Below are 14750 nucleotides of genomic sequence, written 5' to 3'. Positions count from 1 at the left end.
ACATTCCGCCAAAAAAATGACTTAAACGCTGCAAATGTGTCCGCAGATATGATAACATAAGCATAGAGCAAACATCGGAATACGTTGATATGACATTTCTCATAATGTCTACTTAGCTTATTGTGAACTACAACTGCAGCAATTAAACCGAAAGAGGTGCCCCTTTGAAAATATCAACAAAAGGACGTTACGGATTAACCATTATGATGGAGCTGGCCCTTAAATTTGGCGAAGGCCCAACCTCCCTGAAAAGCATTGCCGAGAAGAACGGCCTGTCCGAGCATTATCTGGAGCAGCTGATTGCACCGCTCCGCAACGCCGGACTGGTAAAAAGCATCCGCGGAGCCTACGGCGGTTATATCCTGTCCCGTGATTCCGCGACCATCACCGCCGGAGATATTATCCGTGTGCTGGAAGGACCGATTTCGCCGGTCGATTTCACCGAGGAGGATGACCCGGCCAAGCGTGACCTCTGGCTGCGCATCCGCGACGGCATTGCCGACGTGCTTGACTCCACCACGTTGTCGGACCTCATTAATTATAAAGAGGAAAGTAAGGCCGATAACTACATGTTCTACATCTGAGCTGGCCTTTAACCCGTTTTTCCCTTTGGGAAAAACGGGTTTTTAAATTTAGACAATCTGCTAACTAAACATTAGCGGCAAAAAGAATACTAAAAAAATAATAAGCACGATTACACTGCTTATTCTGCTCATCATGAGGTAAGCGTCACTGGGTTCGCTATCCCCTTTTGTCATCCAGCCATAACGCATCTGCCATCCTAATGCCGGAAAGAAAATATTCAGCAGGGCCAGCAGCACAAAAAGAAGAGCGAAGATTACCATATTCACCAACTCCTTTAAGTTGTGATAAACACCTTACTTTCAAAGAAGTACGAATAAACAGCTTGAAAGTTTCGGCCGGTGAGGACGTCAGGCGGGCTGCTGCCGGATTTCTGAATGCGAGTCCTGGCCCGTTGACGTCTTTCCGGCAAAACATTAAAATAGTACTTGAACAGAAGGGCGATGGAGTTCGCCGTTAACTGCCGCGAGGCTAATGACTCCTACCAGCGAAGCAATTTTCCTGGTAGGAGTCTATTTTTTTACATACCTAACTTTATTGTGAAGGGAAGAGCAGAAATGGCTCCGTGGAGGCAACGATGGTCTGATAGTACTGAAAAATGGTGGTTTGCCGCAGCGCTCGGAACTCTGCTCAAATGGATTGTACTGGGCAGCGGAGTGGGGGTGCTCGCCGGTACTGCATCCGCTTTTTTTCTGAAAAGCCTGGATTATGTAACCGGGGTCAGAGCGGCCAATCCCTGGCTGCTGTTCCTGCTTCCGCTGGGAGGGGCGCTGGTCAGCTATCTGTATTCCAGATACGGGGGCAGCAGTGCGAAGGGGAATAACCTGATCCTGGAGCAGGTCCATAATGCCAGTGAGACCGTACCGCTGAGAATGGCTCCGCTTGTATTATTCGGAACACTGATCACTCATCTGTTCGGCGGCTCAGCCGGGCGGGAGGGGACTGCAGTGCAAATGGGCGGGAGTCTGGCTGAGTGGTTTGGCAGAATGCTCAGGGTGAAGCCTGCTGACCGGAGGATTTTGCTCATTTGCGGGATCAGCGGCGGGTTTGGCTCGATTTTCGGGACACCTTTGGCAGGAACGGTGTTTGGCCTGGAGGTGCTTGCGATCGGGCTGATCAGCCAGGAGGCGCTTATCCCCGCGTTTATTGCCAGCTTTACCGGCAATCTCACTGCAGCCTCACTGTGGGGCGTAACCCATCTGCATTATCCGATCGGCGAGATTCCAGCGCTTTCTGTGCCGGTGCTGCTTAAGGTGGTGCTGGCTTCTGTCCTGTTCGGGCTGGCAGGCGTGCTGTTCAGTGAGCTGACTCATGCATTGAAAAAGGGGTACACCCGCCTGTTCCGTAATCCTGTGCTCAAAAGCGCTGCCGGAGGTGTGGTAATCATTATTCTGGTGTATGTGCTGGGAACCCGGGATTATCTTGGGCTGGGGCTGCCGCTGATTGAGGCTTCATTTACCGGAGAGGTCACGCCGTTTGCTTTTCTGGGCAAGCTCGTATTCACAGCGCTGACGCTTGGAGCCGGCTTTCAGGGCGGGGAGGTTACTCCATTATTTGCGATCGGTGCGACATTGGGGCATTCGTTGTCGGGGCTGCTGCATTTATATGGCCCTTTTCTGGCCGCGCTCGGGTTCATCGCCGTGTTCTGCGGTGCCGCCAATACGCCAATTGCCTGCTTTTTGATGGGGATTGAGCTATTTGGGGGAGACGGGGCGGTTTATTTCTTTATTGCCTGTCTTGTGAGCTATTTATTCTCAGGACATACCGGAATTTACACCTCACAGCAAATCGGCATCTCAAAAAGCCCGCTCTGGTCCTTCCCGGAGGGGACGACACTGGCGCAGGCAAAGCGGCACAAAAAGAAGGATGGCGGTTCGGCTTAGATATTGCAGGACCTGATACCCGGAGTCCCCGCACCAGGAAGTTTACTGTCTTCTTACCTGTAGGTGACATTCCGGAAACAAAGTGCTGTTAGACTATGAGTATCCCCAAAAAGTATGTAACGTTCGTTCATGTCCCTCTTGAAGCCCTGCCGGTTGCGGCGGGGTATTTTTTTGTCCGTTAAAGCGCAGGAGGAGGTCATAAATAGATGAGAGTGTAAGTGGGGAATAGGGCTGGAGGGATGCACAATTATAATCTTTTGTAGCGTTTAATGGTCCAAAAAGGCAGTGTTAACAAGCCTGCGTCGGTTTTGAACTCGAAGGAATTTGCCGTATGATTCTTTTCGCCTGTGCCTTTATAGGTTTCGCCGCTGATCAGATGGATCTCTAGCAGAGCCCCTTCAGCGATCGCCTGTTGAAGTTTTGAATTTTGCAAAATCAGGTCTCCTTACTATAAGCTGTTTGAAAAAATACTATGAGTTTTATTAAACCAACGCTCTGCTGTTTACTCGCGAAAAATGATATTTGACAAAGTTGTAATGTTTCTGTTGAAAGACCATCCGCCTCGGCATGACCAGTAAGTCATAAATGGTATCTATGTAGTGTAGTGCATAATGCGTAAAAATGGAATCTCTACAGAAGAGCAATGTCTGGAAAAATATGCTGCTTCCCGTTGTGCTCAAGCTTGCTTAACAAGCTCCGGATAATCATTGCGCACATTCCCGACCGCTGCAGATACGGGATAAGCAGTCATTTGAGCGGCATCATAAGGCTTAAGCAGCCGGAGCAGGGAAGGGATATCCTCATTGCTGCGGTCAAGCCACTCTGCTTCAGCCTCAGGCGCAAGGATAACCGGCATTCTGCTGTGAATGTCAGCCATCAGGCTGTTTGCTCCGGTGGTTATAATGGTGCAGGTGCTCAGCCGGTTGCCGGCAGCATCAATCCGCATATCATATAATCCTGCCAGTGAAAAAATACCGCGGTCCCGCAGCGTAATCCGCATCGGCTGCTTGCCGTCCGGCAGCTGCTTCCATTCATAAAAGCCGTCTACTGGAATGATGCAGCGCCGCGAACGGACCAGCCCTTTGAAAGCAGGCTTCTCCAGCAGCGTTTCAGCGCGGGCATTGATCATTTTGCTGCCTATACGCTCATCCTTCGCCCATGAAGGAACCAGCCCCCAGCGGAGCTCGCCCAGCCTGTTGCGGCTGCCGTCATGAATGACTGCGGGGATCTGCTGCACCGGTGCTGCATTATACTTGGGAGTGTAATTCACCAGCGGTGTACCTTCTATAAAGTAACGGAGCATTAATTCATCCAGGGTCACTGTAATGGTATATCTTCCGCACATGACTTATCCTCCTCCTATTTACGCCAAAACTATTTGTTATTATAATTCATGCTGTGTATGCACGTGAAGAGACCAAAAGGAGGAAGTCCTGTGATTCTGGTAAGCTCCTGCCTGGCAGGGATGAAGGTAAGATACAACGGTACAGATTGTCTGGAAAATCGCCTGAAGGCTCTCCTTGACAGCGGCCGGGCGGTTGCAGTCTGCCCCGAGCTGCTGGGCGGGTTCGTAACGCCGCGGGAACCGGCTGAAATTACCGGCGGGACAGGCAGGGATGTACTGGACGGCAGAGCCAGGGTGATAGACCGCTCAGGAAAGGATGTTACCGCGATGTATCTGGAGGGAGCACAGATTACTCTGGATACAGCACTCAAATTCAGTGTGTCCACCGTAGTGCTCAAGCAAAACAGCCCCTCCTGCGGAAGTGCTTTTATCTATAACGGTGAATTTACAGGTATCAAAATGTCCGGTGAGGGCGTTACAGCCGCCCTGCTGCGGAAGAACGGCATTGAGGTCATATCCGAGCAGGAGCTTGCGGACAGGCTTGGAGAATTGGAGTGACAGATGTTACAACATTGTGTTCTTTACCGGGTGGTAAAAGAATGCATTCAGCAGTATAATCTAGAAGCCTTAAGAAATCCTGAAAGTATCTTTCGAGAAGCGGAGAAAACCATATGAAATCCATCTATTTGGACCATGCCGCCTCAACCCCGGTTCATCCGGAGGTGGCCAAGGTCATGTATCATATATTGACTGAAGAATACGGCAATGCGTCCAGTGTGCATCATTCCGGACGTTCCGCCAAAAGAATTGTTAACGGCGCGCGCGATGCAATTGCGGGCTTTTTGGGCTGTGCGCCGGATGAATGGGTGTTTACCAGCGGCGGCACCGAAAGTGACAACCTGGCGCTGCTCGGCGCTGCGGCTGCCACTGTATCGAAAGGTAAACATATCATTACTACTGCTATTGAGCATCATGCGGTCCTGCATACCTGCGAGGAACTGGAGCGGCAGGGCTATTCCATCACCTATCTCCCGGCAGATTCCACAGGAAGGGTGTCGGTTTCGGATGTTGAAGCGGCCCTGCGGGAAGACACCGTTCTGATCAGCGTGATGTTCGCCAATAATGAGGTTGGAACAGTCCAGCCGGTTGAAGAGATCGGCAGGCTGGCTGCCGGGCGGGGTGTCCTGTTCCATGTCGATGCTGTACAAGCTCTCGGCATAGTACCGATCGTCCTCCGGGAGCTGCCGGTGGATTACATGAGCTTCTCCGCCCACAAAATCAACGGACCGCAGGGCATCGGCGGCCTGTATGTACGGCGCGGTGCGCCGCTGCTTCCAAGGCAGCACGGAGGGCTGCAGGAGCGCGGCAGACGGGCCGGAACGGAGAGCCTGGTCGGTGCAGCCGGATTTGCCAAAGCGGCGGAGCTGGCGGTCCAGGGGCTTGAGGAGCGCCGGGAGAAGGCGCTGCTGCTGCGCAGCACACTGCTCGGTGAGCTGGACAAGCGGATTGGTCAAGACGGCTATACGGTCAACGGCAATCTGCAGCATTTTTTGCCAAATATTCTGAATATCAGCTTTGCCGGAGCAGGTACGGATGTGATGCTGATGAGCCTGGATATGGAGCGGATCGCAGCAGCCAGCGGCTCAGCCTGCACCTCAGGATCCCTTGAAATTTCCCATGTTCTGCAGGCTATGAAGCTTCCTGAGGAACTTTTGCGTTCAGCGATTCGTTTTAGCACCGGTTTGGGTAATACTAAGGAAGAAATAGAGTGCGTTACCCAAAAAGTTGAAACCATTCTGAAACGGCTGCGTAAAAAGGGCTAGGGATTGCTTTGGCTCCGGCGCCTGTTTCAGTGATAATAGGAGGCCTTGGCATTGAAACTTCAGGATTTGATTGGCCTCACAGTATATGAAGTCGAAGAAGGCAATGAGGTCGGCAAGCTTGTCGATTGTATGCTGGATTCAAACTGGAATATTACGGGTATTGAACTGGAAAGCAAATCTTTTTTTTCCAGTCATGTGAAAGTTGTGGCATGGGAAGATATTGTCGCTTATGGCGAAGATGCTGTCATGATTCGCAGTAAAGACTCGATTATTAAGGCCGACACTGACCATATACCATATACTTTTCTTTCGGGAAAGAACAAACTTAAGGATTTGCAGGTGCTGACGGCATCAGGAACAAACCTGGGGCGAATCTCTGATGTTTATTTTGACCAAAAGTTGGGAAACACAATAGTAGCGCTGGAAATCAGTGACGGGCTTGTAACGGATTTGATAGAAGGCCGCAAATGGCTGCCTTGTTCTGAAGAGATGTCCATTGGGGAGAATGCCGTACTGGTTCCTGCAATGAGCGAAGAACGGCTACAAAAAGCCATTAATATTGTTAACGGATAGGTGGAATGTATGATATGAAGTGTCCAAACTGCAACTCCAAGGATATCGGCAAGATCGGTTCACACCAGTTCTACTGCTGGGGCTGTTTTATTGAATTAACGGTCAACGGTGAAAAAATGTCGGTTTATCAGGTTGAAGAAGACGGCACGCTCAGCTCGCTTGACGATCTGTTCTCAGGCGACGATATGACTCAGGATTTCCCGCAAATTCACGCATCCTCCTGATTTTGCGTTCTCGCTGCGGATTAAGCGGGTACATATGAAGAGCTTCTAAGCGTCAATTTCCTTTCAGCATATGGAATGCTGAGGGTTTTTGGCGCTTTTTTCGTTGTCTGACAGATGCTGAAATATAGGGCCGGCGGTTAATTTCACGGCCGTATACATATACTTATCTACGAAGCCTGTCCGGACACTGGCGGGCTTATTGATGGGATGTGTGTATTAAGGAGGTGCCTGTCGTGGAGCAATGGTCGCAGAGCAAGTGGTTCTGCTGGATGACCGGTGTGCTGCTTGGGCTGATTATTTTGTATTTTGTCTGGCTGCTCCGTCCGATGCTGCAGGGGATTGTTGTGTTTCTAAAAGCTATTCTGGCGCCGTTTCTGGCCGCTATGATCATATCCTATGTTCTGAATCCGGTGGTCAGGATGCTGGCCGGACGGAAAATGCCGCGCAGCGTGGCAGTGCTGCTGATCTATACCGTATTCCTGACTATGCTCGCTGTAATTGCGATCAATCTGATTCCGATGTTCATCGAGCAGCTTGAGGAGCTGAATGAGCATCTGCCGGAAATGACCCTCCATGCCCAGGGGCTGATGCGCAGCATGAACACAAAGCTGATTCCGCCGGGGGTAGAGACAGGGATGAATAACTGGTTTATTCAGCTGGAAAGCCGGCTGGCCGGGGGCATATCCCATTTTCTCGATAACATCGGCTCTACGATCGGAGTGCTCTTCAACGCTTTTATCGTGCCGTTCCTGGTGTTCTATATTCTGAAGGATTTTGACGTGTTTGAACGGACGGTGGTCTCCTGCCTGCCCCGCTCCCGCCGCAGATCGATTGTCAAGCTGCTGAAGGATATCGATGATGCGCTGGGGAATTATATCCGCGGCCAGTTTCTGGTCTGCCTCATTATCGGTGTGCTGGCTTATATCGGGTACATTATTGTGGGCATGCCTTACGCCTTGCTGTTTGCCTGCGTTGTAGCTGTATTTAATATTATTCCTTACATGGGCCCGTTTCTCGGGGCAGCTCCGGCGATCGTGATGGCCACAACAATCTCCATGCGGCTTGTGCTGCTGGTTGCGGTTGTGAATATGCTGTGCCAGCTGCTGGAGAGCAACGTTATATCTCCCCAGGTTGTAGGCCGGCGGCTGCATCTGCACCCGCTGCTGATTATTTTTGCCCTGCTGGTGGGGGGAGAAGTGGCGGGAATGATCGGATTAATTCTGGCTGTGCCGGTGTTTGCCGCCGGAAAGGTGGTCATTCAGCACCTCTTTACCTACTATATCCGCCGGAAGCCGGTGTAGCGCGGTAAAAGCGTTGACTACAGACAGGAAAATTGTATATAATATTGTGTAATATTACGATTAGCATTCTAAATAGCTGTCGATGATGAGGAGTATTAGTTCGCTGGACGTTAGCTCAGAGAGCCGGTGTACAGGTGCAAGCCGGTTAACGAAGCGGATGAACTCACCTCGGAGTAATGGCGCAAGCCGCATGGCCCTTTGCAGGAGATTGCATTGCCGGCCCGCGAGTGAACCGCCGTCGCCTCACCCCCGGTAAAGGGTGTCAAAGTGAGTGGCAGACATAGCATGTCCGGCCGCTAACTAGGGTGGTACCACGGGAATTCAGACCTCTCGTCCCTAGCGTTTATACGCTGGGGATGGGAGGTTTTTTGTTTGAAAAGTACAGCAGCTGTAACTCCAAGGAGGAGAACGAGATGAGTGAGAACCAGACAAGTACGGTGGCCGGAGCCGGCTACCGCGCCCAGACCATCGAGCCGAAATGGCAGAAGTTCTGGGATGAGAACAAAACCTTCAAAACAGGTGAAGATGCGGACAAACCGAAATTTTACGCGCTGGATATGTTTCCGTATCCGTCAGGCGCCGGTCTGCATGTAGGCCACCCGGAAGGCTACACAGCGACAGATATTATCTCCCGTTACAAACGGATGCGCGGCTACAATGTGCTTCATCCGATGGGCTGGGATGCCTTCGGCCTTCCGGCAGAGCAGTATGCCATGGATACCGGGCAGCACCCGCGTGACATTACCTTCAAGAACATCGACAACTTCCGCCGCCAGATCAAGTCACTGGGCTTCTCGTATGACTGGGACCGCGAGATCAGCACCACCGATCCGGAATACTATAAATGGACCCAGTGGATTTTCATTCAGCTGTACAACCGCGGCCTGGCTTATGTCGCTGAGGTGTCAGTGAACTGGTGTGAGGCGCTGGGAACGGTTCTGGCCAACGAAGAGGTTATCGACGGCAAAAGTGAACGCGGCGGCCACCCTGTCGTGCGCAGACCGATGCGCCAGTGGATTCTGAAAATTACCGAGTATGCCGAGCGCCTGCTCGAGGATCTGGATGAGCTGGACTGGGAAGAGAGCATCAAGGATATGCAGCGCAACTGGATCGGCAAATCGACCGGTGCGGAAGTCAACTTCGCGGTTGACGGCCATGATGCAAGCCTGGAAGTGTTCACTACCCGTCCGGATACATTGTTCGGAGCGAGCTATTGCGTACTGGCACCGGAGCACAAGCTGGTGGATGTAATTACTACGGAAGCCCAGGCTGCAGCTGTAGCGGAATACCGTGATAAGGCAGCCCGCAAGAGCGATCTGGAGCGTACAGATCTGGCAAAAGAGAAGAGCGGCGTATTCACCGGAGCATATGCCATTAATCCGGTCAACGGTGCCAAGGTGCCGGTCTGGATCGCCGATTATGTACTCGCCGGTTATGGAACCGGAGCGATTATGGCTGTTCCGGGCCATGATACCCGTGACTGGGAATTCGCCAAACAGTTCGGTCTGGACATCATTGAAGTGGTACAGGGCGGCAATGTGGAGGAAGAGGCATACAGCGGCGACGGCCCGCATGTCAACTCTGACTTCCTGAACGGCCTGGACAACAAGGAAGCTATGGCCAAGATGATCTCCTGGCTGGAAGAGCAAGGCAGCGGCAAGGGGAAGGTAACCTACCGTCTGCGTGACTGGCTGTTCAGCCGCCAGCGCTATTGGGGGGAGCCGATTCCGATTCTGCATCTGGAAGACGGCACAATGAAGACTGTCCCGGTAGATCAGCTGCCGCTGATGCTGCCTGACGTGGATGCCATCAAGCCTTCGGGCACCGGTGAATCCCCGCTGGCGAACGTAACCGAATGGGTGGAAACCGTTGATCCGGAGACCGGCATGAAGGCCCGCCGCGAGACCAACACGATGCCGCAATGGGCCGGCAGCTGCTGGTACTACCTGCGTTACATCGATCCGCACAATGATAAAGAGCTGTGCTCGCCTGAGCTGCAGAAGCAGTGGCTGCCGGTTGACCTGTATATCGGCGGTGCCGAGCATGCGGTGCTTCACCTGCTGTATGCCCGCTTCTGGCACAAGGTATTGTACGATATCGGCGTAGTGGACACCAAGGAGCCGTTCCACAAGCTGGTGAACCAGGGCATGATCCTGGGCAACAACAACGAGAAGATGAGTAAATCGCGCGGCAACGTTATTAACCCGGATGAAATCGTCGAAGCTTACGGCGCAGATACCCTGCGTGTCTACGAAATGTTCATGGGACCGCTGGAGGCTACCAAGCCTTGGAACGAAAAAGGCGTGGAAGGCGTACACCGCTTCCTCTCCCGTGTATGGCGCCTGTTCGTCAACGAGGACGGCAGCCTGAGCAGCAAAATTACGCCTGACGGCGGAACCGACGAGTTCAAACGGACCTGGCACAAGACGCTGAAAAAGGTAGGCGAAGACTTCGAAGGCCTGCGCTTTAACACAGCGATCAGCCAGCTGATGATCTTCACCAACGATGCCTACAAGCAGGATACCTTGTCCAAGGAAGCGGCAGAGCACTTCGTGCAGATGCTGGCGCCGCTGGCACCGCATATTGCTGAAGAGCTGTGGCAGCTGCTGGGTCACGAAGGAAGCATCAGCTATGTGCCTTGGCCGTCTTATGACGAAGCGTGGACCGTAGATGCCGAAGTGGAAATTGTTGTACAGGTGAACGGCAAAATTGTACAGCGTGCACTTGTGGCTGCGGATATGGGCAAGCAGGAGATGGAGGAGCACGCGCTGGCTCTGCCGAATGTGCAGTCTGCAGTTGAAGGCAAAACCGTCCGTAAAATCATTGCGGTACCAGGCAAGCTTGTAAATATTGTAGTGGGTTAAGCGAAGAACGCATCTCTACCCGCAGCTACGGAGGAATCCGTGCTGCGGGTTTTTGTTTATTATTACTGCTGTCCGGTAGCGGATTACCGGTCCAGCGGACCCTGGGCAATCCCGCTGCGGCCGAACAGAGCATCCAGCCGGAGCACATCCTCATCATATTTGTCATGTGTCGTCGTGATCAGGCGTTCAAATACGCCCTCTAGGCTGGTGTGCAGGTGGTTCAGGGCTTCTGCTGTAATACCGCCGCGGACAGCCACTCTCTCCTGCAGCTCCCGGGGAGTGAATGAGCCTTCCGTCAGCAGCCTGCCGGTACCGAGCAGCATTTCACCTGCCAGCCTGCTGACCAGTGCCTCATCAATGCCGGTTGCTTCAATAGCCGCCTCGATCCACCGTTCCAAAAAGTAGCTTAGAAATGCCGGACCGCAGCTGGAGAAATCCGAGGCAATCCGGGTGTGGCTCTCAGGGATTTCCGCCGGCACACTGATGCACGAGAAGAGCTGGAGCAGGGACAGCCTGTCTTTTTTATTTAATCTGCTGCCGAAGATGCAAAGAGAAGTCCCGCTCCTGACGGAATGGGTGATGCTGGGGATAATCTTGGCAATTTTGGACGGCAGAACGGATTCGAGATGCTGCAGCTGGACAGGACTTGTAATGGAGACGACGATCTGTTCGCTGCGCAGACAGGGAGCTATTTCATCTGCCAGCGCCTTGAACTGCAAAGGCTTGACGCACAGAAAAACAATGTCACTGCCTGACGCTGTCTCGCAGTTGCTCGCGCAGACATTCAATCCCGGATGAAGCTTCTGCAGCTCGAGCAGCTTGCCCTGGCTGCGGTTGCTGGCCAGCACATCACATGGCTCAAGTGCTCCCGAACGAAGAAAGGTGTCGATGAGCAGACTGCCCATGCTGCCTGTTCCGATAAATCCCACTTTCATCCTGTGGTAACCTCCTTTCTTGTGTTGCTGGGCTTACAGGAATACTCTTCGTTAAATGTATGCGGCCGAGTCTTGGACAAATGACAGCTTTTCAACAAGGAATTGAATAAAATTCCAGATTTCTGGGGAGGAAATACGGATGAATAAAAGAGTGATCAGTTGTGCAATTGCCGCTTTACTGCTGGGCGGCGGGCTGGTCTGGAGTGTAGATCAAAGAGGGGACGCGGGGATTTCAGGATGGGAGACACTGAATGCGGCAGTGGGTCAGACGCTTGGTGCCGGGGAGGAGGCAGGCGCGTCACCAGATGGTGCGGCGGAAGGTGCAGGGAAGAGAGAGGTAGCTGAAGGCGGTAATCAAGCAGCGGAGGCAGTACCGAATGGCGGGACTGGGACTGTAGGTGATAGCACCGGGTTTGTTGATACGAATGAAGTCTTAGCTGCACCGGGTGCAGCGGCCCCGGTGATTATACCGGAAAGTACAGCGGCCCCTGCAGCTGCTGACGGCAGAATTAATGTAAACACAGCGGATGCCGCTGCGCTGATGGATCTGCCCGGCATCGGGGAGAAGAAGGCGCAGGCGATCATCGATTACCGTGACAGCAAAGGGGCATACCGGAGCCTCGCTGATCTGGGCAAGGTGAAGGGCATCGGTCCAAAGATGCTGGAGAAGCTGGAGGCGCTGGTTGTTTTTTGAGTCCGATCCTATTCTATTAACCCGGACCAGGTGGAATAAAGTGTATTTTTTAATCTTGACACTGTTAAGATATCGGGATATATTTACAATGTAAAGATCAAGAAAAAGGAGCATTACCCCTTGAAGCAGAAACCCTATCACCATGGCGATCTAAGAAACACATTAATTGAAACCGGTATCGAGCTGATTAACGAGGAGGGGCTGGGCGGCTTTTCCCTGCGCAAGATTGCAGCCAAATGCGGGGTAAGCCACGCCGCCCCCTACGGACATTTTAAGGATGTCCAGCAGCTGCTGGCAGCGATGGGAGAGCATGTCACTGAGCAGTTTACAGCTTCCCTCCAAAGCTCTGTCGAAGGCCAGAATAACCCGATGTCAGCGATGGAGAAGCTGGGAACGGCCTATATTGCTTTTTTCGGGCAGCATCCGGCCTATCTGCCGTTCCTGTTTTTTCAGTCGGGCATCACCATTCAGGTGGATGGAGGTGAGGAGGAGGCTCCGGCGTACCCGCCGTTTGCAGTGTTCCGGGCAACCGGCTGCCGGCTGTTCCGCAGTCTGGGACTGCCGCCGGAACGGGACGGCCAAATGCTGATGGCCTACTGGTCGCTAGTTCACGGCGTGGCATCCCTGCAGTCCAGCAGCGGCATCCGGTATTCGGGAAATTGGCAGGAGGTATGGCAGGTCATTCTTCAATCGGGAGGAAGCGAAGATGAGATTAATCATTCATGATCTGGCGGAAGCTGAGTATGATGCATGGCTTAGCAGCTTCAGCAGAGAAACCGACGAGGTGATCGGAGAAGAAGAGGGCATCCGTCATTGTGTAGGCTGCTTCGGCTGCTGGGTCCGTACTCCTGGCACCTGTGTGCTGAAGGATGATTACAAGCATATGGGCGAACGCCTTGCTGCCTGTGAGGAGTTCGTCTTTATCAGCCGTAATGTGTACGGGGGCTACAGCCCGTTTGTCAGCAATGTTTTGAACCGGACGCTGCCTTATGTCCTGCCCTATTTCACCACCAAACACGGAGAGACCCATCATCAGCAGCGGTATGAGCGCCAGATCAGATTCACGGTCCATTTTTACGGGGAAGGGATGACCAGTGCGGAGCGAGAAACAGCGCAGTCCCTGGTGCGGGCCAATGCACTCAATCTGGATGCGTCGGAGTATACCGTTTCTTTTCACGGAACGCTTGAAAGCCTGAAGGAGGTGCAGTGATGAGAATTGTTCTGGTAAACGGCAGTCCCAAGGGCGGGGCAAGCAACTCCGGAATTCTGCTGGAAAAGCTTAAGCCGCTTATTACAGACGGCAACGAACTAAGCATGTACCGGGTTAATGTTAAGCCGCTGAAGCCTGAGCAATACCGGGAGCTGAATGAAGCGGATGTGCTGGTGCTGGCATTCCCGCTTTATTTTGACGCAATCCCCTCGCACCTGCTGCGGATGATGGTTGAACTGGAGAAGTTCCGCGGGCTTGAACCGGGAAATCCGGGCCTTACTGTATACGCATTGATTAATAATGGATTCTATGAAGGGCATCAGTGCAAAATTGCTGCGGATATTGTGCGCAACTGGTGCAGCCGCTCCGGCTTCCGCTTCGGGATGGCCGTCGGGCACGGAGCCGGTGAGATGTTCAAATCCTTGAGCCAGGTACCGCTCGGTAAAGGCCCGCTCAAGAATCTCGGCAAGGCCATGCATCAGCTGTCAGCCGCTATTTATACACGGAGCAGCGCGGATTCGCTGTTCATCCAGCCGAACTTTCCGCGCATCGCCTGGCGGCTTGCAGCCACCCACTCCTTCTGGCATGCCCGGGCGAAGAAGAACGGGCTGCGGCCGAAGGATTTGAGAAGGCAGCCTTCACAGGAGAACCGCTAGAAGCTTAATAGTGAAAACATGCCGCATTATGATACAATAATGAACAACTATTAAGAGAAAGTGGAGATTACTGATGACTGTGGCCTACCGCAAAAACTGGGATACCTACTTCATGGACATTGCCTGCATGGTCTCCACCCGTTCACGCTGCCCCCGACGGCATGTCGGCGCTGTGCTGGTGCAGGGCAAGAAGCTGCTGGGAACGGCATATAACGGGGCGCCGATGGGTGTGCCGGACTGCTCCGAAGCCGGGTGTATGGTCTCCGAGCAGTATGAGCGGGAGCTTGTTGACGGCGTGGAAACGATGGTAATGAAGCAGCGCTGCATCCGCACCATTCATGCAGAGCAGAATCTGCTGCTGTTCACTGACCGGAGCGACCGGGAGGGCAGCACGGTGTACGTTACGGATGAGCCGTGCTGGACCTGTGCCAATATGCTGGCCAACAGCGGAATTGTCGAGATTGTCTATCTGCGTCCTTACCGCAAGGATATGAAAAAGGTGGAAGCGATGCTGGGCTCCAAAGGGATTATTTTCCGCCAGCTGGAGAACTACGAGCCGCCGAAGGAGACGATGATTACCGTATCGGAGTAACTCGGCAGCGGCAAACTGAATTTAACTAAGCAACAGGGGAAGAACCTCTGCACGCGCAAGGATTGCGC

17 protein-coding genes and 1 riboswitch are annotated in these 14750 nt (G+C 52.9%); of the genes, 13 read left to right on the top strand and 4 right to left on the bottom strand.

The window, feature by feature from the left end:
• Positions 1 to 164: 164 nt before the first annotated feature.
• Positions 165 to 584 carry a cysteine metabolism transcriptional regulator CymR gene (cymR, locus tag R70723_RS24330; protein ID WP_039876256.1) on the top strand — a complete coding sequence of 140 codons (420 nt, stop codon included), beginning with the start codon at positions 165 to 167 and terminating at the stop codon, positions 582 to 584.
• Between the two features lie 60 nt (positions 585 to 644).
• Here cymR and R70723_RS24325 read toward each other — a convergent pair whose 3' ends face one another.
• The gene (locus R70723_RS24325; protein WP_039876254.1) at positions 645 to 845 is read right to left on the bottom strand and encodes a DUF6199 family natural product biosynthesis protein; all 201 of its coding nucleotides are present in this window, start codon (positions 843 to 845) and stop codon (positions 645 to 647) included.
• Positions 846 to 1012: 167 nt separating this feature from the next.
• A riboswitch (Fluoride riboswitch) is annotated at positions 1013 to 1073 on the top strand.
• Between the two features lie 66 nt (positions 1074 to 1139).
• Here R70723_RS24325 and R70723_RS24320 point away from each other — a divergent pair.
• Positions 1140 to 2465 (top strand): voltage-gated chloride channel family protein, encoded by a 1326-nt coding sequence (locus tag R70723_RS24320; RefSeq protein ID WP_039876253.1) that lies wholly within the window; start codon positions 1140 to 1142, stop codon positions 2463 to 2465.
• A gap of 247 nt (positions 2466 to 2712) precedes the next feature.
• Here R70723_RS24320 and R70723_RS24315 read toward each other — a convergent pair whose 3' ends face one another.
• Both R70723_RS24315 and R70723_RS24310 read right to left on the bottom strand, forming a co-directional pair.
• Positions 2713 to 2898, bottom strand: coding sequence for a hypothetical protein (locus R70723_RS24315; RefSeq protein WP_039876251.1), 186 nt, complete (start codon positions 2896 to 2898; stop codon positions 2713 to 2715).
• A gap of 243 nt (positions 2899 to 3141) precedes the next feature.
• A complete protein-coding gene (locus R70723_RS24310) occupies positions 3142 to 3810 on the bottom strand; it encodes an SOS response-associated peptidase (protein ID WP_039876248.1) in 669 nt (222 codons plus the stop codon).
• A gap of 90 nt (positions 3811 to 3900) precedes the next feature.
• Between R70723_RS24310 and R70723_RS24305 the strand changes: the two genes are divergently transcribed.
• From R70723_RS24305 to leuS, 6 genes are all read left to right on the top strand, one after another.
• Positions 3901 to 4368, top strand: coding sequence for a 2-thiouracil desulfurase family protein (locus R70723_RS24305; RefSeq protein ID WP_039876246.1), 468 nt, complete (start codon positions 3901 to 3903; stop codon positions 4366 to 4368).
• 113 nt (positions 4369 to 4481) lie between these two features.
• Entirely contained in the window at positions 4482 to 5633 is a 1152-nt protein-coding gene (locus R70723_RS24300) for a cysteine desulfurase family protein (RefSeq protein WP_039876243.1), read from the top strand.
• Between the two features lie 51 nt (positions 5634 to 5684).
• Complete coding sequence (locus tag R70723_RS24295) at positions 5685 to 6206, top strand: PRC-barrel domain-containing protein (protein ID WP_039876240.1); 522 nt, start codon at positions 5685 to 5687, stop codon at positions 6204 to 6206.
• A gap of 14 nt (positions 6207 to 6220) precedes the next feature.
• Positions 6221 to 6430, top strand: coding sequence for a hypothetical protein (locus R70723_RS24290; RefSeq protein WP_036677557.1), 210 nt, complete (start codon positions 6221 to 6223; stop codon positions 6428 to 6430).
• A 233-nt stretch (positions 6431 to 6663) separates the two neighbouring features.
• Positions 6664 to 7731 (top strand): AI-2E family transporter, encoded by a 1068-nt coding sequence (locus R70723_RS24285; RefSeq protein ID WP_039876235.1) that lies wholly within the window; start codon positions 6664 to 6666, stop codon positions 7729 to 7731.
• A 413-nt stretch (positions 7732 to 8144) separates the two neighbouring features.
• A complete protein-coding gene (gene leuS, locus R70723_RS24280) occupies positions 8145 to 10595 on the top strand; it encodes a leucine--tRNA ligase (protein ID WP_039876233.1) in 2451 nt (816 codons plus the stop codon).
• An 83-nt stretch (positions 10596 to 10678) separates the two neighbouring features.
• Here leuS and comER read toward each other — a convergent pair whose 3' ends face one another.
• Complete coding sequence (comER, locus tag R70723_RS24275; protein ID WP_039876232.1) at positions 10679 to 11530, bottom strand: late competence protein ComER; 852 nt, start codon at positions 11528 to 11530, stop codon at positions 10679 to 10681.
• A gap of 139 nt (positions 11531 to 11669) precedes the next feature.
• Here comER and R70723_RS32325 point away from each other — a divergent pair, with 139 nt between their 5' ends.
• The 5 genes from R70723_RS32325 (at position 11670) to R70723_RS24250 (ending at position 14682) form a co-directional block, all read left to right on the top strand.
• Positions 11670 to 12224 (top strand): ComEA family DNA-binding protein, encoded by a 555-nt coding sequence (locus R70723_RS32325; RefSeq protein ID WP_052421452.1) that lies wholly within the window; start codon positions 11670 to 11672, stop codon positions 12222 to 12224.
• Positions 12225 to 12344: 120 nt separating this feature from the next.
• On the top strand, positions 12345 to 12950 hold the full coding sequence (locus R70723_RS24265; RefSeq protein ID WP_039876231.1) for a TetR/AcrR family transcriptional regulator: 606 nt from the start codon (positions 12345 to 12347) through the stop codon (positions 12948 to 12950).
• Positions 12931 to 13434 (top strand): flavodoxin family protein, encoded by a 504-nt coding sequence (locus R70723_RS24260; RefSeq protein WP_039876229.1) that lies wholly within the window; start codon positions 12931 to 12933, stop codon positions 13432 to 13434. The genes R70723_RS24265 and R70723_RS24260 overlap by 20 nt, the downstream gene beginning before the upstream one ends.
• Entirely contained in the window at positions 13434 to 14090 is a 657-nt protein-coding gene (locus R70723_RS24255) for an NADPH-dependent FMN reductase family protein (RefSeq protein ID WP_052421451.1), read from the top strand. The genes R70723_RS24260 and R70723_RS24255 overlap by 1 nt, the downstream gene beginning before the upstream one ends.
• Positions 14091 to 14163: 73 nt before the next feature.
• Positions 14164 to 14682: a deoxycytidylate deaminase gene (locus tag R70723_RS24250; RefSeq protein ID WP_039876226.1), complete on the top strand. Its 519-nt coding sequence runs from the start codon at positions 14164 to 14166 to the stop codon at positions 14680 to 14682.
• The last annotated feature ends 68 nt before the right edge of the window (positions 14683 to 14750 follow it).

This window comes from Paenibacillus sp. FSL R7-0273 (genome assembly GCF_000758625.1).
GTDB lineage: Bacteria > Bacillota > Bacilli > Paenibacillales > Paenibacillaceae > Paenibacillus_AQ.
This window is presented reverse-complemented; position numbering and strand designations above follow the sequence as displayed.

Excerpts from the sequence above, each read along its gene's own strand:
- R70723_RS24290 (WP_036677557.1), top strand. The coding sequence starts at position 6,221 with ATGAAGTGTCCAAACTGCAACTCCAAGGATATCGGCAAGATCGGTTCA.
- R70723_RS24310 (WP_039876248.1), bottom strand. The coding sequence starts at position 3,810 with ATGTGCGGAAGATATACCATTACAGTGACCCTGGATGAATTAATGCTC.
- R70723_RS24250 (WP_039876226.1), top strand. The coding sequence starts at position 14,164 with ATGACTGTGGCCTACCGCAAAAACTGGGATACCTACTTCATGGACATT.
- R70723_RS24260 (WP_039876229.1), top strand. The coding sequence starts at position 12,931 with ATGAGATTAATCATTCATGATCTGGCGGAAGCTGAGTATGATGCATGG.
- R70723_RS32325 (WP_052421452.1), top strand. The coding sequence starts at position 11,670 with ATGAATAAAAGAGTGATCAGTTGTGCAATTGCCGCTTTACTGCTGGGC.
- leuS (WP_039876233.1), top strand. The coding sequence starts at position 8,145 with ATGAGTGAGAACCAGACAAGTACGGTGGCCGGAGCCGGCTACCGCGCC.
- R70723_RS24325 (WP_039876254.1), bottom strand. The coding sequence starts at position 845 with ATGGTAATCTTCGCTCTTCTTTTTGTGCTGCTGGCCCTGCTGAATATT.
- R70723_RS24300 (WP_039876243.1), top strand. The coding sequence starts at position 4,482 with ATGAAATCCATCTATTTGGACCATGCCGCCTCAACCCCGGTTCATCCG.
- R70723_RS24320 (WP_039876253.1), top strand. The coding sequence starts at position 1,140 with ATGGCTCCGTGGAGGCAACGATGGTCTGATAGTACTGAAAAATGGTGG.
- R70723_RS24255 (WP_052421451.1), top strand. The coding sequence starts at position 13,434 with ATGAGAATTGTTCTGGTAAACGGCAGTCCCAAGGGCGGGGCAAGCAAC.
- comER (WP_039876232.1), bottom strand. The coding sequence starts at position 11,530 with ATGAAAGTGGGATTTATCGGAACAGGCAGCATGGGCAGTCTGCTCATC.